The 24359-nt window shown below is 61.8% G+C and carries 22 protein-coding genes and 1 pseudogene; 12 read left to right on the top strand and 11 right to left on the bottom strand.

What is annotated here, in order from left to right:
- Positions 1-210: 210 nt before the first annotated feature.
- From M5C01_RS06205 to M5C01_RS06180, 6 genes are all read right to left on the bottom strand, one after another.
- The gene (locus tag M5C01_RS06205; RefSeq protein WP_103495678.1) at positions 211-783 is read right to left on the bottom strand and encodes a HupE/UreJ family protein; all 573 of its coding nucleotides are present in this window, start codon (positions 781-783) and stop codon (positions 211-213) included.
- Between the two features lie 40 nt (positions 784-823).
- Positions 824-1438 carry an urease accessory protein UreG gene (gene ureG, locus M5C01_RS06200; protein ID WP_103495679.1) on the bottom strand — a complete coding sequence of 205 codons (615 nt, stop codon included), beginning with the start codon at positions 1436-1438 and terminating at the stop codon, positions 824-826.
- 9 nt (positions 1439-1447) lie between these two features.
- Positions 1448-2122, bottom strand: coding sequence for an urease accessory UreF family protein (locus M5C01_RS06195; RefSeq protein ID WP_152737671.1), 675 nt, complete (start codon positions 2120-2122; stop codon positions 1448-1450).
- Entirely contained in the window at positions 2119-2619 is a 501-nt protein-coding gene (ureE, locus tag M5C01_RS06190; protein WP_152737670.1) for an urease accessory protein UreE, read from the bottom strand. The genes M5C01_RS06195 and ureE overlap by 4 nt, the downstream gene beginning before the upstream one ends.
- Before the next feature lie 290 nt (positions 2620-2909).
- Positions 2910-3542: a TetR family transcriptional regulator gene (locus tag M5C01_RS06185; RefSeq protein WP_103495681.1), complete on the bottom strand. Its 633-nt coding sequence runs from the start codon at positions 3540-3542 to the stop codon at positions 2910-2912.
- Positions 3543-3706: 164 nt separating this feature from the next.
- The gene (locus tag M5C01_RS06180) at positions 3707-4324 is read right to left on the bottom strand and encodes a hypothetical protein (RefSeq protein ID WP_248764289.1); all 618 of its coding nucleotides are present in this window, start codon (positions 4322-4324) and stop codon (positions 3707-3709) included.
- A gap of 283 nt (positions 4325-4607) precedes the next feature.
- Between M5C01_RS06180 and M5C01_RS06175 the strand changes: the two genes are divergently transcribed.
- From M5C01_RS06175 to M5C01_RS06160, 4 genes and pseudogenes are all read left to right on the top strand, one after another.
- Positions 4608-6677 (top strand): AsmA family protein, encoded by a 2070-nt coding sequence (locus tag M5C01_RS06175; RefSeq protein ID WP_152737669.1) that lies wholly within the window; start codon positions 4608-4610, stop codon positions 6675-6677.
- A 121-nt stretch (positions 6678-6798) separates the two neighbouring features.
- Complete coding sequence (locus tag M5C01_RS06170) at positions 6799-7689, top strand: triacylglycerol lipase (protein ID WP_152737668.1); 891 nt, start codon at positions 6799-6801, stop codon at positions 7687-7689.
- 363 nt (positions 7690-8052) lie between these two features.
- A complete protein-coding gene (locus tag M5C01_RS06165; protein WP_152737667.1) occupies positions 8053-8337 on the top strand; it encodes a hypothetical protein in 285 nt (94 codons plus the stop codon).
- A 179-nt stretch (positions 8338-8516) separates the two neighbouring features.
- Positions 8517-8639, top strand: a pseudogene (locus M5C01_RS06160) (3-oxoacyl-ACP synthase); the annotation flags it as partial.
- Positions 8640-8721: 82 nt separating this feature from the next.
- Here M5C01_RS06160 and M5C01_RS06155 read toward each other — a convergent pair.
- Entirely contained in the window at positions 8722-9669 is a 948-nt protein-coding gene (locus M5C01_RS06155; protein WP_103496134.1) for a LysR family transcriptional regulator, read from the bottom strand.
- A gap of 131 nt (positions 9670-9800) precedes the next feature.
- On the opposite strand from M5C01_RS06155, the gene M5C01_RS06150 reads away from it, so the two are divergent.
- The 3 genes from M5C01_RS06150 (at position 9801) to M5C01_RS06140 (ending at position 14814) form a co-directional block, all read left to right on the top strand.
- Complete coding sequence (locus tag M5C01_RS06150; RefSeq protein ID WP_152737665.1) at positions 9801-11324, top strand: CoA-acylating methylmalonate-semialdehyde dehydrogenase; 1524 nt, start codon at positions 9801-9803, stop codon at positions 11322-11324.
- Positions 11325-11338: 14 nt separating this feature from the next.
- Entirely contained in the window at positions 11339-12223 is an 885-nt protein-coding gene (gene mmsB, locus M5C01_RS06145) for a 3-hydroxyisobutyrate dehydrogenase (protein WP_152737664.1), read from the top strand.
- 227 nt (positions 12224-12450) lie between these two features.
- A complete protein-coding gene (locus M5C01_RS06140) occupies positions 12451-14814 on the top strand; it encodes a DNA polymerase II (RefSeq protein ID WP_178129783.1) in 2364 nt (787 codons plus the stop codon).
- 9 nt (positions 14815-14823) lie between these two features.
- Here the strand turns inward: M5C01_RS06140 and M5C01_RS06135 are convergent, their stop codons facing one another.
- Complete coding sequence (locus M5C01_RS06135) at positions 14824-16446, bottom strand: methyl-accepting chemotaxis protein (protein WP_248764288.1); 1623 nt, start codon at positions 16444-16446, stop codon at positions 14824-14826.
- A gap of 610 nt (positions 16447-17056) precedes the next feature.
- On the opposite strand from M5C01_RS06135, the gene M5C01_RS06130 reads away from it, so the two are divergent.
- Positions 17057-18535, top strand: coding sequence for an NCS1 family nucleobase:cation symporter-1 (locus M5C01_RS06130; RefSeq protein ID WP_152737663.1), 1479 nt, complete (start codon positions 17057-17059; stop codon positions 18533-18535).
- A 68-nt stretch (positions 18536-18603) separates the two neighbouring features.
- Here M5C01_RS06130 and M5C01_RS06125 read toward each other — a convergent pair whose 3' ends face one another.
- Entirely contained in the window at positions 18604-18951 is a 348-nt protein-coding gene (locus M5C01_RS06125) for a cupin domain-containing protein (RefSeq protein ID WP_103496138.1), read from the bottom strand.
- 39 nt (positions 18952-18990) lie between these two features.
- Positions 18991-19923 (bottom strand): LysR family transcriptional regulator, encoded by a 933-nt coding sequence (locus tag M5C01_RS06120; RefSeq protein WP_152737662.1) that lies wholly within the window; start codon positions 19921-19923, stop codon positions 18991-18993.
- Between the two features lie 80 nt (positions 19924-20003).
- On the opposite strand from M5C01_RS06120, the gene M5C01_RS06115 reads away from it, so the two are divergent.
- Positions 20004-20771 carry a sulfite exporter TauE/SafE family protein gene (locus tag M5C01_RS06115; RefSeq protein WP_152737661.1) on the top strand — a complete coding sequence of 256 codons (768 nt, stop codon included), beginning with the start codon at positions 20004-20006 and terminating at the stop codon, positions 20769-20771.
- Between the two features lie 144 nt (positions 20772-20915).
- Here M5C01_RS06115 and M5C01_RS06110 read toward each other — a convergent pair whose 3' ends face one another.
- Positions 20916-21527, bottom strand: coding sequence for a hypothetical protein (locus M5C01_RS06110; protein ID WP_152737660.1), 612 nt, complete (start codon positions 21525-21527; stop codon positions 20916-20918).
- A gap of 304 nt (positions 21528-21831) precedes the next feature.
- On the opposite strand from M5C01_RS06110, the gene M5C01_RS06105 reads away from it, so the two are divergent.
- From M5C01_RS06105 to M5C01_RS06095, 3 genes are all read left to right on the top strand, one after another.
- Entirely contained in the window at positions 21832-22728 is an 897-nt protein-coding gene (locus M5C01_RS06105; RefSeq protein ID WP_177098595.1) for a LysR family transcriptional regulator, read from the top strand.
- Positions 22729-22871: 143 nt separating this feature from the next.
- Positions 22872-23765 carry an NAD-dependent epimerase/dehydratase family protein gene (locus M5C01_RS06100; RefSeq protein ID WP_152737659.1) on the top strand — a complete coding sequence of 298 codons (894 nt, stop codon included), beginning with the start codon at positions 22872-22874 and terminating at the stop codon, positions 23763-23765.
- A gap of 207 nt (positions 23766-23972) precedes the next feature.
- Entirely contained in the window at positions 23973-24341 is a 369-nt protein-coding gene (locus M5C01_RS06095) for a glyoxalase superfamily protein (RefSeq protein WP_152737658.1), read from the top strand.
- The last annotated feature ends 18 nt before the right edge of the window (positions 24342-24359 follow it).

Below are 24359 nucleotides of genomic sequence, written 5' to 3'. Positions count from 1 at the left end.
TGCTGTGGTTGTGGTGAGCAGAACGTAGGAATAGCGCAATGGGGTCTGCCTGAGACATTTTTGCTGATCATGCGGGCCTCTTCGCGGGCAAGCCCTGCTCCTACAGGGTTTATGTCGATCACCCCATTGAGGTTCGACGCAAAACTGTAGGAGCAGGGCTTGTCGGGACGCCGCACCGCCGCGAAGAGGCCCATCCTGGCGCTACAAGAATCAGCCCGCGAGCAACCAGACCCCGGTCGCCGCCGACGCAACACCGGCCACCCGCACCAACGGTGCCGCGGCTTGCGGCAACACCCGCACCACGGCATAACCCAGTGCATGCAAAGTCGCGGTCGCGACCACAAAACCGGCCGCATAGGTCCACGGGCTCGACATCTCTGGCAGTTCAAGACCGTGGGCCACACCGTGGAACAAGGCAAACAGCGCCGTCGCCGCCAGCGCCAGGCTCAACGGTGGCCGTACCGCCAGCGCCACCGCCAGGCCCAGGGCCAATACCGATGCGGCAATCCCGCTTTCCAGTGCCGGCAGCGCCAGCCCTTCGAAACCCAGTACCCCGCCGAGCAGCATGGTTCCGACAAAGGTGCAGGGCAACGCCCAGCGTGCGCTGCCTTTTTGCTGCGCCGCCCATAAACCGACGGCCACCATCGCCAGCAAATGATCGATGCCGCTGACCGGATGGCTGACACCCGCCATCCAGCCGCTGTCGCCGTGGCCGGGATGGGCAAAGGCGATGGCCGGCATAAGCAGCAGGGCGAGGGTGCCGAGGATTTTTTTCAAGGTCATGGTCGGGCTCCGTATTGTTGAAGTAGCGGTTGGCCAGGCATCAGGCTGCTGTCAGCAGGCCCTGGCGTTCGATAAAGGCGACGATGGCGTCCAGGCCATGTCCGGTTTTCTGGTTGCTGAAGACAAACGGCTTGTCACCGCGCATGCGCCGCGTGTCGCTGTCCATCATCTCCAGGGACGCGCCCACCAGCGGTGCCAGGTCGATCTTGTTGATCACCAGCAGGTCGGACTTGCAGATCCCCGGCCCGCCCTTGCGCGGCAGCTTGTCGCCGGCCGAGACGTCGATCACGTAGATCGTCAGGTCGGAGAGTTCCGGGCTGAAGGTCGCCGAGAGGTTGTCGCCGCCGGATTCCACCAGGATCAGGTCCAACCCCGGGAAGCGACGGTTCAACTGGTCGACGGCTTCGAGGTTGATCGAGGCATCCTCGCGAATCGCGGTGTGCGGGCAGCCACCGGTTTCCACGCCGATGATCCGCTCCGGGGCCAGGGCTTCGTTGCGCACCAGGAAGTCGGCGTCTTCGCGGGTGTAGATATCGTTGGTGACCACCGCCAGGTTGTAGCGGTCACGCAGGGCCAGGCACAGGGCCAGGGTCAGGGCGGTCTTGCCGGAGCCCACCGGGCCGCCGATACCGACACGCAGAGGTTGTGCGTTCATCATGTTCTCCTAGGAACGAAACAGGCGGCTGTACTGGCGCTCATGGGCCATGCACGCCAGGGACAGGCCGAAGGCGGCGCTGCCGATGGATTGAAGATCCTGGGCCGTGGCGGCTTGCTGGGCCTGTTGCAGCAGGGGCAGCAACTCGCTGGTCAGGCGCTGGGCGGCTTGCTGGCCCAGGGGCAGGGTTTTCATCAGCACGGCCAGTTGGTTTTCCAGCCAGCTCCAGAGCCAGGCGGCCAAGGCGTCCTGGGGACTGATCTGCCAGGCACGGGCGGCCAGCGCCCAGCCCAGGGCCAGATGCGGTTCGCTTTGCTCTGCGAGGAAGGTTCGGGCGGTGTCATCCAGTTCCGGCAGGCCGCTGAGCAACTGCTGCAGGGAATAACCCATCTGCCGGCTTTCCTGATACAGCTCGCGGGTTTCTCGGCTGGCGCGGTGTTCTTCGCAGAGCTGTTGCAACTCGCCCCAGTTTTCGTCCGCCGCTGTCTGGCAATGGGCGAGCAGCAGCGGCGCTTCGAAGCGGGCCAGATTGAGCAGCAATTGATCGGCGATCCAGCGCCGGGCGCCATCTGCGTCCTTGACCCGGGCCTGTTCCACGGCCATTTCCAGGCCTTGGGAATAGCTGTAGCCGCCGATGGGCAATTGCGGGCTGGCCAGGCGCAACAGCGCCCAGGCCGGGTTCATGGGCGCACACCGAACTGGTGCAGGCGCGGCGGGTAGTTGAAGTCTTCGTCGCCGTGGCGGGAGTGGTGATGGCCGCCGCCGTAGGCACCGTGTTCCGGCTGGAATGGGGCTTCGAGGGTTTCGGTATGGGCGCCGAGCTGTTCGAGCATGGCCTTGAGCACGTAGTCGTCAAGCAGTCTGAGCCAGCCGTCGCCGACTTGCAGGGCGACATGGCGGTTGCCCAGGTGGTAGGCGGCACGGGTCAGTTCGAAGGCATTGTGGCAGGTGACGTGCAGCAGTTGTTCGGGGCGCGCGCAGACCCGCACGATGCGGCCGTCCTCGGCTTCCAGGTATTCACCGTCGTACAGCGGTGGCTGGCCACGTTCAAGGAATAGTCCTACGTCCTCACCCTCGGCACTGAAACAGCGCAGGCGACTTTTGCTGCGGGCTTCGAAGTTCAGGTGCAGCTCGGCGGCCCAGGTGGATTGCGCTTCGATTCTGCGATGAATCACCAACATCAGGAGGCTTCCGGCAATGAGCGATGGTTGAGCTAGAGCAAGGGGCTTGCCAATCGTTCGCCGCGTAGGAAAGTCCCGTCAGAAAGCGCTGGATGCCTGAAAAGGGAGCGTAGTCATGTTTCAGAATGTTTCAATATGGTGCGCAAGTGATGTAAGTGCGCTTTTGTGGTGCCTGGCGGGCCTCATCGCCGGCACACCGGCTCCCACAGGTCTGCGTTTCAACGCCAAGATCTTGTCGTGTCGAACTGTAGGGGCTTGCCGGCGATCCGGGTGCAGGGCACCCGTTCCGGTTACTCGGTACTGCCCAGACCCTGCCAATGCTTCAATCCGATAAAGATGAAGCGCAGTTGCTGGGTAATCTTGGCCTGGGGCGTCAGATGTTCCGGCAAGGGATCGGACGGTGGGTCGATGATATCCGGCAGGGTGGCGAACACACTCTTGACGATCAGGTCGGCCATGACCGCCAACCCGGCGGGGTCCAGGTGGTCGAGCTTGGGCATCAGGCCCAGGTCGGTCGCCAGGTCCGTGCTGATATTTTCCCGCAACGCCCCGATGGCCTGGCGCACCGGCTGCGAACCACCGTATTGCTCACGGGCGAGAAACAGGAACTGCGAGCGATTGGCCGCCACCACATCGAGAAAAATCCGCACCGACGCATCGATGATGCCGCCCATGACGAACTCGTTGTGACGCACCAGCCGGATGGTTTCGCGGAAGGTCTGGCCGACTTCGCGGACCAGGGCCAGGCCGAGCTGGTCCATATCGTCGAAATGTCGGTAGAAACCGGTGGGCACGATGCCGGCGGTCTTCGCCACTTCCCGCAGGCTCAGGCTGCCGAAGCCACGGCCGGATTCCATCAGGTGCCGGGCGGCGTCCATGAGCGCGTGTCGAGTCTGTTGTTTCTGTTCGGCGCGGGGCAGCATCGCAAGGGTATTTTCTGGATGAAGAGAGCGGCGCACTCTAGCAAATCAGCTTTGCCGGCGTCGAACCAAGAGAAGGGGGCAATCGCGGGATTTCGAATATTCAGGGCCCTGAAATATCAAAGCCCGGTCCAGGAGACCGGGCTTTGTTCCAGGCCAGCAAGGCCTTAACTCAGGCTGCTGTTGCGTTCGATCACACGGTCACCGCCGTCTTGGACCAGGCCTTTCTCTTCCAGGCGAGCACGGCCACCTTCGGCGAATTTGTCGTTCTCACCAATGGAGGTCTTGCTGGAGCCGTTCTCGGCCAGGCCGTTTTCTCTTTCGTGTTGGGCTTGTGGTGTATGGGCGCTGCCGTTTTCAGCGAACTTGTCGTTCTCACCAATGGCGGTTTTGCTGGAGCCATTCTCGGCCAAGCCGTTTTCTCTTTCGTGCTGGGCTTGTGGAGTATGGTCGCTACCGTTTTCAGCGAATTTGTCGTTCTCACCGATTGCGGTTTTGCTGGAACCGTTTTCGGCCAAGCCGTTTTCTCTTTCGTGTTGGGCTTGTGGAGTACGGGAGCTACCGTCTTCGGCCAGGGTGTTCAGCACTTGGCTAACGGTTGCATGGCTGGCCTGAGCCTGTGGAGCAGCCTGTTCACGGGCTGGCAGCGCGTAGGCATTGGCAGTCAGGACGGCAAGTGTGAGGCTAAGCAGTAATTGGCGTTTCATGATCGGGTGCTCCGTAGGAGGGCGATAAAGTGGGTACGAAGCCAATGCTACTCTTGCAAAATCGATATAAAAGTTCATAAGCACAATGTTAATAATCAACGGAATTGATGGTTCTACCCAAACCCCTCTAGATCAAGGCTTACAGCGCGTTACCTTTGCTCCGCAATGGGTATTTTCGACCCACTGCCGCGCCACATGGGGGCATGCAGTGAACGAAAAGCTGGCGGATTGGTCAGGACCGTTGATTCCCAGCACGGGTCGATTAATGGTTTTTGGTGTTAAACCTTGTCGGGCGTTTGTGGGTCGTACAGGCATAATGCGTCGATTTTTAGACGCTCAGTCGTTCTAGGAGCCCCGTGCAATGACGCGCACTCGAAAGATTCTTGCCTGGACCGGCGCCAGCCTCGTCCTCCTGCTGGCCGTGCTGGTCGCCGTCATCGCCCTGTTCGATTGGAACCGGGTCAAGCCGCCGATCAATGCCAAGGTCTCGGCTATCCTCCATCGTCCCTTCGCCATCAATGGTGACTTGTCCCTGCGCTGGCAGCGTGAAGCCGACGAGGGCGGCTGGAGGGCCTGGGTGCCTTGGCCGCATCTGATCGCCGAGGACCTGACCCTGGGCAATCCTGACTGGTCGAAGAGCCCGCAGATGGTCACCCTCAAGCGGGTCGAGTTGCGTCTCTCACCGCTGCCACTGTTGGCGCAGCAGGTGGTGATCCCACGCATCGACCTGACCGAACCCAATGCCAACCTCGAACGACTGGCCGATGGTCGCGCCAGTTGGAGCTTCCAGTTCGATCCCTCGGACCCGAACGCCGAACCGTCCAGCTGGGTGGTGGATATCGGCGCGATTGGCTTTGACAAGGGCCATGTCACCTTCGATGACCAGAGCCTGAAAGCGCACCTGGACCTGGTGATCGACCCGTTGGGCAAGTCGATTCCGTTCGGCGATATCGTCGGTGACAAGGCCGCGAAAAAGGCTCTGGAGAAAGGCGCTGCCCCCCAGGACTATGCCTTTGCGCTGAAGGTCAAAGGCCAGTACCACGGCCAGAACCTCGCCGGCAGCGGTAAGATCGGCGGCTTGCTGGCCTTGCAGGACGCGGCCAAACCGTTCCCGGTCCAGGCCGACGTGAAGATCGCTGACACCCGTATCGCCGTCGCCGGGACCCTGACCGACCCACGCAATCTCGGCGCCCTCGACCTGCGCCTGACGCTGTCGGGCACCAGCCTGGGCAACCTCTACCCGCTGACCGGCGTCACCCTGCCGGATTCGCCAGCGTATGAGACCGACGGTCATCTGATCGCCAAACTACGGGATCCCGCCGGGGCCGCGTTCACCTACGAGAAATTCAACGGCAAGATCGGCACCAGCGATATCCACGGCGACCTCACTTATCTGGCGAGCCAGCCGCGGCCCAAACTCAGTGGCACCCTGGTCTCCAATCAACTGCTGATGACCGACCTGGCGCCGTTGATCGGCGCCGACTCCAACGCCAAGCAGAAGGCCCGTGGCGGCGAAAGCAAACAGCCGGCGGACAGGGTGCTGCCGGTGGAAGAGTTCCGCACCGAGCGCTGGCGCGACATGGACGCCGATGTGGAATTCACTGGCAAGCGCATCGTCCATAGCAGCGAATTACCGTTTACCGACCTCTATACCCATCTGGTGCTCACCGACGGCGAGCTCAGCCTGGAGCCCCTGCGTTTCGGCGTGGCCGGTGGCAAGCTCGACGCACAGATCCGCCTCAACGGCCGCACCACGCCGATGCAGGGCCGGGCCAAGCTGACGGCGCGCAACTTCAAGCTCAAGCAACTGTTCCCCACCTTCGAGCCGATGCAGACCAGCTTCGGTGAACTCAATGGCGATGCGGATATCGCTGGCACCGGCAACTCGGTGGCGAAGTTGCTCGGCACCTCCAATGGCGACCTGAAGATGCTGGTCAACGATGGCGCCATCAGTCGTGGGTTGATGGAGATCGCCGGGCTCAACGTGGGCAACTACGTGGTCGGGAAAATCTTTGGCGACAAGGAAGTGAAGATCAATTGCGCGGCGGCGGACCTGGGGATCAAGAGCGGCCTGGCGACCACCCGGCTGTTTGTCTTCGATACCGAGAACGCAATCATCTATATCGATGGCACGGCCAACTTTGCCAACGAGCAGTTGGACCTGAAGGTTACGCCGGAGTCCAAGGGCTTGCGCTTGTTGTCCTTGCGTTCGCCCTTGTATGTGCGGGGCAAATTTATCAAGCCCGATGCCGGCGTGCAGGCGGTGCCGTTGATGTTGCGCGGCGCCGGCATGGTCGCCCTGGGCCTGATTGCCGGGCCGGCGGCGGGGCTGCTGGCGTTGGTGGCGCCCAGCGGCGATGTACCGAATCAGTGCGCGCCGTTGCTGGAACAGATGCGTGCGGGCAAGGCGCCGAAGACGGTGAAGGGCTGAAAGCGTGGCGTGATACCGGCTGGCCGGCTCGCCACAATGCATTTGTCATCTTCAATGCCGATGCTTTGACCTTCGCAGTGCTGCCGGGCTTTGGCTTTTGACCTTCAGGGACGCTCACGGGATGCCGCAAGAACTTGCCACACGTTATCCGCTGGTGCTGGTGCCGGGCATGCTCGGCTTTGTCCGCCTGGTGTTTTTCCCCTACTGGTACGGGATTGTGCCGGCCTTGCGCCGTGGTGGCGCGCAGGTATTTCCGGTGGCGGTCTCGCCGCTGCATTCCAGCGAGGTGCGTGGCGAGCAATTGTTGGCGCGGATCGAGCAGATTCGCCGCGACACCGGGGCGGACAAGGTCAATCTGATCGGCCATAGCCAGGGCGCGCTGACCGCCCGTTATGCGGCGGCGAAACGGCCGGAGTGGGTGGCCTCGGTGACCTCGGTCGCCGGTCCCAATCATGGCTCGGAGCTGGCGGACTATTTTGACAAGCACTATCCCCGTGAGGGGCTGCCGGCTCGTCTGCTCAGCCTGGCGCTTTGTATGGTGGCGCGGGTGATGGGATGGCTGGACACGGGCCATTACGGGCTGAGGCTGCCGATGGACCTGCCGGCGTCACACCAGTCGCTGACCAGCGAAGGGGTTGCGCTGTTCAATCTGCAATACCCGCAAGGGTTGCCGCAGAGCTGGGGCGGGCAGGGCGATGAATTGGTGAATGGAGTGCGTTACTACTCCTGGTCCGGCATCTTGCAGCCGGGGATCACGGATCGCGGGCGCAATCTGTTCGATGGCACCAACCGCAGTTGCCGGCTGTTCGCCAAAACCTTCGTGCGTGAGGCCGGGCAGTGCGATGGCATGGTCGGCCGTAACAGCTCGCATTTGGGAACGGTGATCGGTGATGACTATCCGCTGGATCACTTCGATATCGTCAACCAGTCGTTCGGGCTGGTGGGCAAGGGCGCGGAGCCGATCCGGTTGTTTGTCGAGCATGCGCGGCGGTTGAAGTTGGCGGGTGTCTGAAAGCCGTGCCGCAGAGAGTGAAAATGCCATCGCTGGCAGCGGTACTGGCACGTATTTCAGGGTGTAAAAGCGGCAGCTATTCGGCGATTCACTGGACTATAGTTCGGTGGTCATCGACGAATCGGTGACCGGTCTTAGCCGATCGAAATACATGCTATTGGATGCACAAGCGCCTCCAGTACAATGCGGGCGCTTTTTGTCGCTTTGCGTTTTGCTATGGCGGCTGTGCGCGGGACATCTTCGGGTGTGCCGGGTTGTCCCAAAGTATGTCCCGGTCGGCTAACCCGCGTGCAGCTGCCACCCTCACTTGTTTAGCCGCAAAAGGGTGGTCGCTATTCAGCCTACATACTTTGGATTTGAATCATGACCAATTTCCACCCGCTACAAAGCAACCTCACTGACGCCCCGGTGCTCTACCTCAAGATTGATGTCCCGGTGCGCAATCTCTACGAATTTGCCATACAGCGCCTGAAGGCGGCTCGCGACCTGAGCCACAGCCTGACCTGCATGAGCATCGGCAATACCTGCGACCGCGATCTCCAACACTTCGCCTCAGCGGCCTATCTGTTATTGCAGGATGGCTGCGATGCGTTGGATGCAATGCAGGGGCGATTCACGGATCGTCAGCCAAGCGCCTTGCAGGCCTGATCGGAAAAACGCGGATCTGAAAACACCACACAAACCTGTAGGAGCGTGGCTTGCCCGCGAAGCTTTTAGCGATCTTGAGGGCCCCTTCGCGGGCAAGCCCTGCTCCTACAAGGGACCGCGCCCGGTCTTGCCGAGCATCTGGTGTGCCCGAAAATCTTCCAAACAGGAGGCCAGACACTATGTCGAAAACATCGAAAACTGACTGGGAGCACCTGGCCAAGCTGAACGACCAGGATATCGACACCAGCGAAATCCCCGAGCTGAGTGAAGACTTCTTCCGCAGTGCCGAATTGCGCTTGCCTGCGATGGGGCCCTGGAGGCTTGAGTCGCCCGTAATGACGCCATCGCCGGCAAGCCAGCTCCCACAAGGGATCGCACCCGGTCTCAATCGTGGAAAACCATGCTCCGGGTTTCCCCCATCAACAGCGCCTGATTGCGCTCCGTCACATCCCGAATGTAATCCCACAACAAGGTAATGCGCTTCAACTTGCGCAGATCCTCCCGGCAGTACATCCAGAACTGCCGGGTGATATTCACTTCATCCGCCAGCACCGGCAGCAGCCTCGGGTCCTGGGCCGCGAGGAAACACGGCAGGATTGCCAGCGCCCGGCCCTGCTGCGCCGCGACGAACTGCGCAATCACGCTGGTGCTGCGCAAGTTGGCCGTGGCATTCGGCAGGGCATTGGCCAGGTACAGCAGCTCATTGCTGAACGCCAGGTCATCCACATAGCTGACAAACCGATGCCGCCCCAAATCACTGGCACGGCGGATCGGCGGATGCTGGTCCAGATACTCCTGGGTCGCATAGAGCTGTAGCCGGTAGTCGCACAGCTTGCAGCATACATACGGACCATGCTCCGGGCGCTCCAGCGCGATAACGATATCCGCCTCGCGCTTGGACAAACTGATGAAGTGCGGCAACGGCAGGATATCGACGGAAATCGCCGGATACGCGTCGACGAAATGACTCAACTGCGGGGTGATGAAAAAACTGCCGAAACCCTCCGTGCAGCCCATCCGCACATGCCCCGACAGCGCCACGCCAGACCCCGAGACCTGCTCGCAAGCCATGTGCAAGGTGCTTTCGATGGACTCCGCATAGCCCAGCAAACGCTGGCCCTCGGCGGTCAGCACAAAACCGTTGGTCCGGGATTTTTCGAAGAGCAAGGTGCCTAGCGCACCCTCCAGTGAGCTGATGCGGCGCGACACCGTGGTGTAGTCCACCGCCAGGCGCTTGGCCGCGCTGCTGGCCTTGCGGGTACGGGCGACCTCGAGGAAAAACTTCAGGTCGTCCCAGTTCAATGAACCCAAAGACGTGATGTTTTTTTGCATGTTGGTCCGGTTTTTATGTGCATTCTTATTAGAAGAACGCACATCTATACTCCAAAAACAGTCCAGTCACCATGCTCGGGCGCTGCCTCGCCCGCCTCGGATTCGGCCCCACAATAATTCAGGAGACTTCAATGAACGTTTCTCTCAAGCCCGACACCACCCTCAAGACCGCCAAGCTGCTGATCAATGGCGAGTGGGTCGAATCCCAGACCAGTGAATGGCACGACATCGTCAATCCGGCGACCCAGGAAGTCCTGGCCAAAGTCCCGTTCGCCACCGCCGCTGAAGTCAACGCCGCCATCGACGCCGCGCACCGCGCCTTCCAGACCTGGAAGCTGACCCCCATCGGCGCGCGCATGCGCATCATGCTCAAGCTGCAGGCGCTGATCCGCGAACACTCCAAGCGCATCGCCGTAGTCCTCAGCGCCGAGCAGGGCAAGACCATTGCCGACGCCGAAGGCGATATCTTCCGTGGCCTGGAAGTGGTGGAACACGCCTGCTCCATCGGCACCCTGCAGATGGGCGAGTTCGCCGAGAACGTCGCCGGTGGTGTCGATACCTACACCCTGCGCCAGCCCATCGGTGTCTGTGCCGGGATCACCCCCTTCAACTTCCCGGCGATGATTCCGCTGTGGATGTTCCCGATGGCGATTGCCTGCGGTAACACCTTCGTCCTCAAGCCGTCCGAGCAGGACCCGCTGTCGACGCTGCTGCTGGTGGAGCTGGCGTTGGAAGCCGGTGTACCGCCAGGCGTGCTCAACGTGGTGCATGGCGGCAAGGAAGTGGTGGATGCGCTGTGCACCCACAAGGACATCAAGGCTGTTTCCTTCGTCGGTTCGACGGCCGTCGGCACCCATGTCTACGACCTCGCCGGCCGCCACGGCAAGCGCGTGCAGTCGATGATGGGCGCGAAGAACCATGCGGTGGTGCTGCCCGATGCCAACCGTGAACAAACCCTCAATGCCCTGGTCGGTGCCGGTTTCGGCGCGGCTGGCCAGCGCTGCATGGCGACTTCGGTGGTGGTGCTGGTGGGCGCGGCGAAACAATGGTTGCCGGACCTCAAGGCCCTGGCGCTGAAACTCAAGGTCAATGCCGGCAGCGAGGCGGGCACCGATGTCGGTCCGCTGATTTCCAAGCGCGCGAAAGCGCGTGTGCTGAGCCTGATCGAAAGCGGTATCAAGGAAGGCGCCAAGCTGGAGCTGGACGGTCGCGATATCCAGGTGCCGGGCTTCGAGCAGGGTAACTTTGTCGGCCCGACCCTGTTCTCCGGGGTGACCACCGATATGCAGATCTACACCCAGGAAATCTTCGGCCCGGTGCTGGTGGTGCTGGAAGTCGACACCCTCGACGAGGCGATCGCCCTGGTCAACGCCAACCCGTTCGGCAATGGCACTGGCCTGTTTACCCAGAGCGGCGCCTCGGCGCGCAAGTTCCAGAGCGAAATCGACGTCGGCCAGGTCGGCATCAATATCCCGATTCCGGTGCCGGTGCCGTTCTTCAGCTTCACCGGTTCGCGCGGTTCCAAGCTCGGCGACCTCGGTCCCTACGGCAAGCAGGTGGTGCAGTTCTACACTCAGACCAAGACGGTCACCAGTCGCTGGTTCGACGATGACAGTGTCAACCATGGTGTGAACACCACCATCAATCTGCGCTGAGCGAGGAATCTGCCATGAAGATTGCATTTATCGGCTTGGGCAATATGGGCGCGCCAATGGCGCGCAACCTGATCAAGGCCGGGCACAGCCTGAATCTGTTCGACCTGAACAAGACTGTGCTGGAAGAGTTGGCGGCCCTCGGCGGGACCATCAGCGAATCGCCGAAAGTTGCCGCTCAGGGCAGCGAGCTGGTGATCACCATGCTGCCGGCCGCTGCCCATGTGCGTAGCGTCTGGTTGGGTGAGGAGGGTGTGCTGGCCGGTATCGGTCGGGGCGTGCCGGCGGTGGATTGCAGCACCATCGATCCGCAGACCGCCAAGGATGTTGCGGCGGCGGCGGCCAGGCAGGGCGTGGCGATGGGCGATGCGCCGGTGTCCGGCGGGACCGGCGGTGCGGCGGCCGGGACCCTGACCTTTATGGTCGGGGCTTCCCAGGAGCTGTTCACCACCCTGCAACCGGTGCTGGCGCAGATGGGCCGCAATATCGTCCATTGCGGCGAAGTGGGCACCGGGCAGATCGCCAAGATCTGCAACAACCTGCTGCTGGGCATTTCCATGGTCGGGGTCAGTGAAGCCATGGCCCTCGGCGCGGCGCTGGGGATCGACACCCAGGTGCTGGCCGGGGTGATCAACAGTTCCACCGGACGTTGCTGGAGTTCGGAGACCTATAACCCCTGGCCGGGGATCGTCGATACGGCGCCGGCATCGCGGGGGTATACCGGTGGTTTCGGGGCCGAGTTGATGTTGAAGGATCTGGGGCTGGCGACGGAAGCGGCGCGTCAGGCGCATCAGCCGGTGGTGCTGGGCGCGGTGGCGCAGCAGCTTTACCAGGCGATGAGTTTGCGTGGGGAAGGGGGGTTGGATTTCTCGGCGATCGTCAACGCTTATCGCAAACCTTAAGTGGGGGCTACGGTTTCTCGCCGAACGCGCCTAAACGTACGACACAAAACTGTAGGAGCGTGGCTTGCCCGCGAAGAGGCCCGTGAGACCGCTAAAAGCTTCGCGGGCAAGCCACGCTCCTACAGGTCTTCAGTGTTCTTGAGGGCCTGAACGGGGCCGGATCCGCACACCTGTCCGTCCATGACGCGTAGAATCATCCCCCTGAAAATGCTTTCGAGGTGCGGGTGGTGGATCTACAGCAGGGTTTTGTCCTGACCCGGCATTGGCGCGACACCCCCACGGGCACGCAGGTCGAGTTCTGGCTGGCCACCGACAACGGTCCCCGGCATGTCCGGCTACCGCCGCAACCCTCCGTCGCTTTCATTCCCGTCGCCCATCGCCAACGTGCCGAAGCCTTGCTGCGTGGTGAGCGTGGAGTCGAGTTGCGTCCCCTGGAACTGCTCGACTTCCATCATCGCCCCATCCTCGGCCTGTATTGCCAGCAACATCGGCAACTGATGAATATCGAGAAGCTGCTGCGCAAGGGCGGCGTCGATGTCTATGAAGCCGATATCCGCCCGCCCGAGCGCTTCCTGATGGAGCGCTTTATCACCGCGCCGGTCCAGTTCGGCGGCACCGCCAACGTTGACGGCCCGCTGCTCGATACCCAGATGAAACCGGCGCCGGGCTATCGCCCGCGCCTGAAGCTGGTATCCCTGGATATTGAAACCACCATGCAGGGCGAACTGTATTCCATCGCCCTGGAAGGCTGCGGCGAGCGTCAGGTGTACATGCTGGGACCGGCCAACGGCGATGCCACCCAGGTCGATTTCAAGTTCGAGTACCGCGACACCCGCGCCGGCTTGCTCGAAGCCCTGAACGACTGGCTGGCCCTCCATGACCCGGACGCGATCATCGGCTGGAACCTGGTGCAGTTCGACCTGCGCGTCCTGCACGAACACGCCGAGAGCCTGAAGGTGCCGCTGCGCCTGGGACGTGGCGGCGACGTCATGGGCTGGCGCGACAACGGCGCGCGCAACACCCACTACTTCGCGGCCGCCGCCGGCCGCTTGATCATCGACGGCATAGAGGCCCTGCGCTCGGCCACCTGGAGCTTTCCTTCCTTTAGCCTCGAATATGTCGCGCAACACCTGCTGGGCGAGGGCAAGTCCATCGACAACCCGTACCAGCGCATGGACGAGATCGACCGCATGTTCGCCGAGGACAAGCCCGCCCTGGCGCGCTACAACCTCAAGGACTGCGAGCTGGTGACGCGGATCTTCGACAAGACCCAGTTGCTGACCTTCCTGCTCGAGCGCGCCACGGTCACCGGTTTGCCCACCGACCGCAGCGGCGGCTCCGTGGCGGCGTTCACCCACCTCTACCTGCCGTTGATGCATCGCCAGGGCTTTGTCGCGCCGAACCTGGGGGAGCGCACTCCCGAAGCCAGCCCCGGCGGTTTTGTCATGGACTCGCGGCCCGGCCTGTACGAATCGGTGTTGGTGCTCGATTACAAAAGCCTCTATCCGTCGATCATCCGCACCTTCCTGATCGACCCGGTGGGGCTGGTGGAAGGTTTGCGCCATCCCGACGACAGTGACTCGGTTCCCGGCTTTCGCGGCGCGCGTTTCTCCCGTACGCGGCATTGTCTGCCGGCCATTGTCGAGAGCGTCTGGCAGGGCCGGGAGACGGCCAAGCGCGAACACAATGCGCCGCTGTCCCAGGCGCTGAAAATCATCATGAACGCTTTCTACGGCGTACTCGGTTCCAGCGGCTGCCGCTTCTTCGATACGCGCCTGGCGTCGTCCATCACCCTGCGCGGTCACGAGATCATGCGGCGCACCCGCGAGCTGATCGAAGCTCAGGGTTACGCGGTGATCTATGGCGACACCGACTCCACCTTCGTCTGGCTCAAGCGAGCCCACAGCGATGAAGACGCGGCGCAGATCGGTCGCAGCCTGGTGGCCCAGGTCAACCAATGGTGGCGCGAACACCTGCAACAGGAGCTCGGGCTGGACAGCGCTCTGGAGCTGCAATTCGAAACCCACTTCAGCCGCTTCCTGATGCCGACCATTCGCGGTGCCGAGGAGGGCAGCAAGAAACGTTATGCCGGGTTGGTAACCCGTGCCGACGGTACCCAGGAGATGATCTACAAGGGCCTGGAAACCGTACGCAGCGACTGGTCGCCCCTGGCCCAGGATTTCCAGCAGGAGCTGTACCGGCGGATCTTCGACCGGATGCCGTATCAGGATTATGTACGTGACTACGTGCGCCGGACTCTGGCGGGCGAACTGGACGACCGGCTGGTCTATCGCAAGCGCCTACGTCGCCAGTTGGGCGACTACCAGCGCAATGTGCCGCCCCATGTGCGGGCGGCACGCCTGGCCGATGAGTACAACGATGCCCAAGGCCGGCCCCGGCAGTACCAGAACGGTGGCTGGATCAGCTACGTGATCACCCTGGCCGGCCCCGAGCCGCTGGAGATACGCCGCGCGCCGATCGACTACGACCACTACATCACCCGGCAGCTACAGCCGGTGGCGGATGCGATCCTGCCCTTTGTCCAGGACGATTTCAGCACCCTGATCGGCGGGCAGTTGGGGCTGTTCTAAGCGTCAACCTCAGAGACTGAAGCGCGCCACCAAGCGATGCATATCGGCCGCCAGTCGCGACAGTTCGGTACTCGCCACCGAGGTCTGCTGGGCGCCGGTGGCGCTGTGCACGGACAGATCGCGAATGCTCGTCAGGTTGCGGTCCACGGTGCGTGCCACTTCAGCCTGCTCCTCGGAGCCGGCGGCGATGCGCAGGTTCATCTCGTTGATCTGGTTGATCGCCGTGGAGATTTCCGTCAGCGCGGCGCCCGCTTCGTGGGCGATGCGCAGGGTGTCCTGGGCTTCCTGGCAACTGTCCTGCATGGCGCCGGTGACCTGCTCGGTGCCCTGGCGAATGCGCTCGATGATCTGCGAGATTTCCCCGGTCGACTGTTGGGTGCGCCCGGCCAGCGCGCGCACCTCGTCGGCCACCACCGCAAAGCCACGGCCCTGCTCGCCGGCCCGGGCGGCCTCGATGGCGGCGTTGAGGGCCAGCAGGTTGGTCTGCTCGGCGATGGTGCGGATCACTTCCAGAACCTGGCTGATGTCCTGGGACTGCGCCGCCAGTTGCTGGACGTCACCGCTGGTGCTTTGCACGGTGGCGCTGAGTTTTTCGATGGCGGCGACAGTGTGCATCACCCGGTCCGAGCCGACATTGCTCGACTGGCCGGATGAGCGCGCCGCGTCCGAGGCCGTAGCGGCATTGCGGGCCACGGCGTCGACGGCGACGGTCATCTGGTTCACCGCCGTGGCGGCCTGTTCGATTTCCTGGTTCTGGCGTTGCAGGCCGCGACTGGATTCGCCGGTCACGCTGCTCATCTGTTCGGCGGCCGATGCCAGTTGCGTGGACGAATCGCCGATCAGGCGGATGGTCTCGCGCAGGTTGTCCTGCATGGTCCTGGCCGATTTCAACAGGGTCGAGAGCTCGTCCTGGCCCTCGATCACGATCTCGCTGCGCAGGTCGCCACGGGCAATGGTGTCGTTGATCGTCAGCGCGTATTTCAGTGGCTCGACGATGCTGCGGGTGAAGAAAAACGCCAGGGCCAGCGTGGCGAGGGCGGCGACGATGATCAGCGCGACAATGACGTTGAAGCTGTTGTGGTAGGTCTGGTCGGAGTCCCGACCGGACTGCCTGGCGCCGTCGATATTCAACTGCACCAACTGGTCGATCGCTTGCTGCATCTGTTTGTTCAGGGGGATCTGCTCGTCGAGCAGGGCGGCGGCTTCGGCGTACTGGCCTTTCTGGCTGAAGTCGATGCAGCTGTCGGCCAAGCGCGTCAGGCGCTGGATACCGTCGCTGACCACCTTGAACAGTTGGCGTTCCTGGTCGCTGCTGATGTAGGCGCTGTAACTCTGCAGTTGAGTGAGCAGATCGGCGCGCAGGGTGCGGATGTTCTGCACGGTAGCGTCATGGTTGGGGGAGTTGGTCTGGGCGATCAGTCGACGGCTTTCCAGCAGCAGCTTCAGGCCCGTGGCATTGACCCGGTCGGCGGCGATAACGCCCGACATGGAGTGCTCTTCCAGTTGCGCGGCCAGACCACGAATCGACTTCATGTTCGACAGGGAGAACAAGCCGAGGATGACCAGCAGCAAGGTGATGGCAGCGAAGCTCAGGGCGGAGCGCACAGGGATCTTGAGGTTCCTCAACAGCATGACGAACGGCTCCTGGATAGGGTCGATAAGGGAAGGGGGCTGGAAGCGGGGTGGGTTCTTTCCGAATGTCGCGATACTGGCATAGTAATGTTACCGCCCACAGAACGTGATGATTGAATTAACTAATCAGGCTGATAGCTTTCGGGTCGGGGGAGTGGCCCAGTGCCGGAAGCAGGCTCCAGCAGGCTCCAGCAGGCTCCAGCAGGCACCAGATTGGCGCAACGGTTGCACCGGACTCGCGCCTGGGCGCTATCAAACGGCGACACCCGTATCGTCCAAATACTCTTCAGCAGGATTTCGAACCCAAAAAGGGATCGGAAAGCCCGTGCCCGAAAAATAAGCGTCTACGCTGATCGAACACTTCAATGAACAATTTTATTCATTGGATGTATCCATTTTTAAAGCCTTCAGTTGTACCAATCGGAAAGTCTCCAGGCAGCACGGTCATTTCAAGGTCAGATTTGTGAGCGTCCATCAGACAGCTCATGGTTTTTCTGGCGCGTATTTTGCTGATGCGTGTTTATCAGGCTTGCGGTTGTGGCCAATCTTGCATGCATCTGTATTCAAAATAACGCCAATCAGAATGCGAAAAATCATGGGAGTCACCCCGATGTCTATCGATGCAAATCAGGTCCCGGTGGTCGTCATCACCGGCGCGCACGCCCAGCTCTACAACCAGGACCTGGCGCCCACGGCGCCGGAGGGGCGAACCTGGGGGACGTTCAGCCTGTTCTCGATGTGGATGTCCGACGTTCACTCGGTCGGCGGTTATACCTTTGCCGCCAGCCTGTTCTTTCTCGGGCTGACGGGCTGGCAGGTGCTGCTCTCGATGATCGTCGGGATCACTATCGTCTACTTCCTGATGAACCTGATCGGCAGGCCGTCGCAAAAGTACGGCATTCCGTTTCCGGTGGTCGCGCGCATGTCTTTCGGCGTCCGCGGCGCCAATCTCGCCGCGGTCGTGCGGGGAATCGTCGGTATCGTCTGGTATGGGGTACAGACCTATTTCGCCTCCAAGGCGGTGCAGGTGCTGGTGATCGCGATGCTGCCCTCGGCGGCGGAGTTCACCCATAACAGCCTGCTGGGGCTGTCCACGCTGGGCTGGATCAGCTTCGCCTTCATGTGGTTTTTCCAGCTGGTGATCTTCCTGGCCGGGATGGAAACGATCCGCAAATTTATCGATTTCTGCGGCCCGGTGGTCTATGTGGTGATGTTCGCGCTGGCCGGCTGGATGATCTCCAAGACCGGCCTGGACAGCTTCTCGATGCAGTTCTCCGACAAGCACTTCACGGGCCTGGAGTCGATCGGCCTGATGGCCAGTGCCGCGATGCTGATCGTCGCCTACTTCGCCGCGCTGCTGCTGAACTTCGGCGACTTTTCCCGTTTCGCCAAGAGCGAAACGGTGATGAAAAAGGGCAACTTCTGGGGCCTACCGGTGAACTTCATCGTTTTTGCGATCATCACGGTGATTGTCACGGGCGGTTCGATGAAGGTCTTCGGCGAGGCGATCATGGACCCGGTGCTGATTGTCGAGAAAATCAATAACCCCCTGGTGTCGATCATCGGCGCACTCACCTTTATCGTCGCCACCATGGGCATCAATATCGTGGCGAACTTTGTCTCGCCGGCCTATGACATCGCCAATCTGGCGCCGCAGAAAATCAACTTCAAGCTGGGCGGCTTGATCACTTCGATCCTGTCGGTGCTGGTCTGCCCATGGCTGTTTGTCTCGAGTCCCCAGGCGATCACGATATTCGTCAGTATCTTCGGTGCCGTGCTGGGGCCGATGTTCGGCATCATGGTCGCCGACTACTATCGGGTGAAGCGCCAGGTCATCAAGCTGGAGGATTTGTACACGCTGTCGCCCGAGGGTTCGCTGTATTTCGAGAGCGGCTGGAACAGCAAGGCCCTGTTCGCGCTGATCGTTTCGGGAAGCCTGTCGATCGGCCTGGCGCTGCTGGGCGCATTCGGCTTGATTTTCAATGTCGGTGACTGGGGATGGCTGATCGGTGCCGGCAGCGGGGCGATCGTTTATGTGCTGGCCAATCGTAGGGCGGCGGCTGTTTCAGCGCTCGGCGAAACAGTCTAGAGGGGCTGGGCGAAACGACGGGCAGGGTTATCCGTCGTTTCACCCGCGGCCTGTTCCGGCTGGCGGAATCAGGCGAAGACGAAATACTTGCGCACGGTTTCCACCACTTCCCAGGTGCCTTTCATCCCGGGCTCGATCACGAAGATATCGCCGGCGCGCAGGTGGATCGGCGCCAGGCCGTCCGGGGTGATGATGCAGTAGCCTTCCTGGAAGTGGCAGTACTCCCACTTCAGGTACTCGACCCGCCATTTGCCCGGGGTGCAGATCCAGGTGCCCATGATCTTGCTGCCGTCTTCGCTGGTGTAGGCGTTGAGGTTGACGGTGTGCGGGTCGCCCGCCAGTTTTTCCCATTTGCAGGCATCGAGGACCGGCAACGGGTGGGTGTCGCGCAGAACGGTGATCGGTGGATTGGACATGCTGGGCTCCGGGCGCAGGTTCTTGAGGAAGCCTGCACCCTAGCGGTCGTCGGCACCGGGCAGTTGTCCAGGTTCGACATCGACCTGCCCATGAGCGCATAACGCATCGAGCAAGGCGCGGGCGTAACCCGGCAGGTGTTCGAACGAGCGGGCGCACAGCAGCAGCTTGCGTCGGGCCCAGGGCTCGGGCAACGGGCGGCTGACAAAGGCCGTCGCACCCGGCCAACGATCCAGGGTTGCCTGGGGCACGATGCCGGGACCCGCACCGCGCGCGACCATGCGCAACACCCCGTCAAAGCCGTCGGCCCGCACCCGCAGTTGCAGGCGCATCCCCAGGTGCAAGGCCTGTTCTTCCAGGTAGGCGGCGAGGGCGCTGCCAGCGGGCAGACCGACCTGTTCGTGGCGCAAGGTATCGCTGAAGCGCAGGTGCGATTGTTGCGCCAGGGCGTGGCCGAGGGGAATCGCCACCACCAGCGGATCGTCGCAAAAGGCTCGGGTCTGCAAGTCCCGGGTATCCACCGCGTCGGAGACGATGCCGATCTCCGCCGCGCCCTGGCTGATGGCGTGGACAATTCGCAGGCTGGGTAACTCCTGCAGGTCGAGGTCGATATGCGGGTGGTTGCGCAGAAAGTCCGCGAGCCGTTCCGGCAGGTATTCGCTGATCGCGGCGCTGTTGCCCAGCAGGCGGACCTGGCCTTTCACGCCGTGGGCGTATTCGGCGAGGTCCTGGCGCAGGCGTTCGGCCTGTTGCAGCATCAGCCGGGCATGCTGGGCCAATGCCTTGCCAGCGGGTGTGGGGGTGACGCCACGGCGGCCACGCTGGAAGAACGGCGTACCAAGGGAGGTTTCCAGAGCCCGTATCCGTGCGCTGGCGGCCGGCAGCGACAGGTGGCTGCGCGCCGCCCCGGCGGTGATATTGCCGGCGTCGAGGATATTCAGGTACAGCCTAAGGTCGATCAGGTCGAAGTGCATGCTCAGCCTCTCTCTTTGCAAGAGGCTAGCTCAATGCATGACAGATTTTCAAACTCGCCGCCCGGGTCCAGTCTGTCGGCATGAATACATTCCTCGAGTTTTACCAAAGCCTGGGCCTGGCCCTTTCCCTGCAGGTGCTGGGCACCTTTCTGCTGGCGGGCATGGTCAAGGGGGTGATCGGCCTCGGGCTGCCGACGGTTGCCATGGGCCTGCTTGGCCTGGCTATGGCCCCGGCGCAGGCTGCGGCGCTGTTGATCATTCCCGCGACCCTGACCAATGTCTGGCAACTGGCGGCGGGTGGGCACCTGTCGACCCTGCTCAAACGGCTCTGGCCGATGTTGCTGGCGATCTTCCTCGGCACCGGCGCCGGCACGTGGTGGCTGGGTGGGGTGGAGGGTGGCCATGGGATGGTTCGGGGATTGGGCGCCGCCTTGCTCCTGTATGCCTTGAGTGGCCTGTTTCTGCCGACGCTAGGGGTGGGGCCGCGGACGGAACGCTGGTTGGGTCCGGCCTGTGGATTGGTCACGGGGATCATCACCTCGGCCACCGGCGTGTTCGTGATTCCCGCCGTGCCTTACCTGCAAGCACTGGGCTTGAACAAGGATGAACTGGTGCAGGCGCTGGGCCTGTCGTTCACTGTCTCGACCCTGGCGCTGGCCCTCGGTCTGTTCTGGCGTGGGGCGCTGGGAGAGGGGGCCCTGGGGGCCTCATTGCTGGTATTGCTCCCCGCGATCCTCGGCATGCTGTTCGGGCAGTGGTTGCGCCAACGTGTCAGCGCCGCGCTGTTCAAACGAGTATTTTTTGTCGGGCTGGGCCTGCTGGGTGGGCATCTGCTGATCGGCGGTTGATGGCTTGAAGTGATCGTGGGGATAGGTCGCGGCCAGAGCCGCGGCGTCTTGTGCCGAATACAGGTTGCTGATCTCGGCCCATGCATACGGATCGGTCTTGAGTGTGCCGTGTTTGAGCGCCGACAGGTTCAGGATGGATTGCATTTATCGCTCTCTCAATTTTCTGAAACTACGCCTCAGTGAGCGCAGCGGCGCCGTGACTCTGAAGCTGTTGGATGCTTGCAGTCTCGTGACCTTCGCTTCGCTGAGCGCTAGTTGTTCGGTCAGCAGGAAGATCTGTCGCTGTCGTGCATTGAGTTCGATATTCAGAAAGTCGAGCGTAGGTGCTGGAATTTCTGTCGGTGCCGAGGGCTGGTTATCGTCATGTTCAAGCAAGGTAGGCAGGTTTTGCCAGAAGCGGTTGAGGGCGCTGAGAGTCGAGGTCTTGCCTTGGGCGATGATCTTCGCGACCCGGTCCCGATAGGTGGCCAGCGCCACCTTTGCGGCGCTTAACGACGCCGATGGCCGGGTTTTGCCAAGTCGTGAAGTAAACCATTGCACCGTCAGTTCTTCGGCTGGCGGCAGGGCATGCATCTGCCCCATCCCGGCCAGTGCCGTGTACTTGCCGGGGCTCAGATCCTCCGTCGAAAACACCGGCACGCCGAATACCAGGGCACTGATGGACAGGTGATAGCTGCGCTCAACTCCAGCAGGGCGGCAATCCGGCCCTGTTGTCGGTGTAATGAGTAGGACTTCTCTCTGAATTGAGGGGGCCATCCCAATTTTTGTAGTGTAATTCTTGTGTGGCTGAGAATAATTGATGATTGGGGTTTCTGAAATAATGAATTATCCCTGGGGACAAAACAGTCCGTCTTGAAGAAGAGAGTGGCGGGGAATAGGCTGGTTTGTGTCGGGATATTGGTGTCAATAGGCATTTAAGTGCCGAAGTTAGTTAAGGGAAGTTTATCTGGAGAGCGGCACTGACAATGTAATAATTGTGTTTGGATTAATACATTTCAGACAAAATAACGCAGCCGCTGAATAGGGCGATTGTCGAGCGAGTTTTCCATGAGGAACACAGGTGAAAGCCAGATCCGATGAATTGCAGATCTTTGTGTGTGTCATCGAGTGCGGCTCGATTTCCGCCGCAGCCGAACAGGTTGGCCAGACGCCATCGGCGGTCAGCCGGAGCCTGTCGCGGCTCGAGGCCAAGTTGGAGACCACCTTGATCAACCGCACCACGCGGCGCATGGACCTGACCGAGGAGGGCAAGTTTTTCTTCGAGCGAGCCAAGCAGATCCTGGAGCAGATGGATGAGCTGGAGGAGCGCCTGTCCTTGCGTCAGCGCAGGCCGGCCGGGCGCCTGCGGATCAATGCCGCTTCGCCCTTCATGTTGCATGCGGTGGTGCCCTATATCGCGGAGTTTCGCCGCCTGTATCCGGATATCCAGTTGGAGCTCAACAGCAACGACCTGATCATCGACCTGCTGGAGCAAAGTACCGATATCGCCATTCGTATCGGCAACCTGGCGGATTCGACCCTGCACGCGCGTTCCCTGGGCAGCAGCCCGCTGAATATCCTCGCCAGCCCCGCGTATCTGGAAAAGCATGGGCTGCCAGCCAGCGTCAGCGAGTTGTCCGGGCATACATTGCTCGGGTTTACCCAGACCGAAAGCCTGAACCACTGGCCTTTGCGGCATGCCCAGGGTGATCGCTGGCAGATCCAGCCTGGCATCAGCGCGTCCAGCGGCGAGACGTTGCGCCAGTTGGCCCTGGAAGGGCAGGGCATTGTCTGCCTGTCGCATTTCATGACCCATCAGGACATCCAGGCCGGGCGCCTGCGGGTGATTCTGCCCGAGGCCAACAGCGGCTATCGCCAGCCGATTCACGCGGTGTACTACCGAAACTCGCAGCTGGCGTTACGGATTCAGTGCTTCCTCGATTTCATCCAGGACAAGCTGGCGGGGTATGCCGTGTAGGTGTCGGCATGGGGGGGGCGGATCTGATGCTTTCAGATCATTCGTGACGCCTGCGCAAGAGTGAATTGGGTCGCATAGGCTTATTCGGCACGGATAAGTCTTCGATACTGGGTCCATCACTGACCCACGCACGGAGTTTCTCCATGAACGTTTTCATTACCGGCGCCGCCGGCTTTATCGGCGGCTCCATCGCCACTGGCCTGGTCAAGGCCGGTCATCAGGTCACGGGCCTTGTGCGCAGCGCCGAGCAGGCTGAAGAAATGCGGCGCCTGGGCATCACCCCTGTCATCGGTACCCTGGATGACAGCCTATTGCTCGCTGAACAGGCACGCCAGGCCGACGCGGTGATCAACGCCGCCAGCAGCGACCATCGGGGGGCGGTGGAAGCCTTGCTCGGCGCCCTGCGCGGCTCCGACAAGGTGTTCCTGCACACCAGCGGTTCGAGCATTGTCGGTGATGCCTCCGGCGGCCTGGCCAGCGACCACATTTACTATGAAGACCAACTGCCCGAACCGACTGTCGACAAGGCCGCGCGCGTGGCCATCGACAACCTGGTCCTGGGCGCGGCCGCCTTCGGCGTGCGCTCGGCGGTGCTCTGCAACACGCTGATCTACGGCCACAGCCGGGGCGTGAACCGCGACAGCGTGCAGTTGCCGCGACTGCTCAAGCAGGCGCGCAAGAGTGGTGTGGTGCGCCATGTCGGCACGGGCCGGAACATCTGGTCCAACGTGCATATCGATGATGTGGTGGCGCTGTATCTGTTGGCACTGACCAAGACCCCGGCGGGCGCCTTCTACTTCGTGGAAAGCGGTGAGGCCGCGTTTATCGAGATGACCACCGCCATGGCCCGGGCCCTGAACCTGGGCGAGCCGCAGGACTGGCCGCTGGCTGACGCCGAGGCCGAGTGGGGTTATGAAATGGCCAACTATGGCCTGGGTTCCAACAGCCGGGTACGCGGCAAGAAAGCCCGGGAACTGCTGGGCTGGGCACCCAAGCGTACGTCGGTGATCGAGTGGATTCTCAACGAGATGGTGTAACGCAGCAGCGGGTTGATCGTTCCCGGACCTGGGGGCGATCAGCCCGGCCAGGTGCTCTGATCTGTGCGCTTGCCTGTGCGTCCCGGAGGCTTTAAGACGTGGTTTTTGCGAGCCACTTCGCGCTTTTTATGATGATGGCACCTGGCTATTAAAGAATCTGCTTTCGAGGCCGAAGCGCTTTGATCCAGGTAGCCAGGAAGACCCGTCATGAGTTTCGGTAAAACCACTCCCGTCCTGCATATCGATGACGAGGGCAGGGCGTTGGCGTTCTACATCGACTTCCTCGGATTCTGCGTCGATTGGCAGCACCGTTTCGAGCCCGGGTTTCCGTTGTACCTGCAAGTATCCCGGGGTGACTGCGTGCTGCACCTGAGTGAGCACAAGGGCGACGCCACGCCGGGAGCGGCGCTGCGTATTGAAACCGACGAGCTGGAAGCGTTCAGGGCGCAGTTGCTGGACAGGGCCGGCGGCGATGTACCGCCAGAGATTCAGGCCATGCCCTGGGGCAGCCTGGACATGACGCTACGTGATCCGTTCGGCAATCGGCTGGTGTTTACCAACGCGATTTGCGCCTGACGACGTCCAGCCGGGCTG

The sequence above is a fragment of the Pseudomonas sp. MWU12-2319 genome (assembly GCF_023242525.1).
GTDB lineage: Bacteria > Pseudomonadota > Gammaproteobacteria > Pseudomonadales > Pseudomonadaceae > Aquipseudomonas > Aquipseudomonas gingeri_D.
This window is presented reverse-complemented; position numbering and strand designations above follow the sequence as displayed.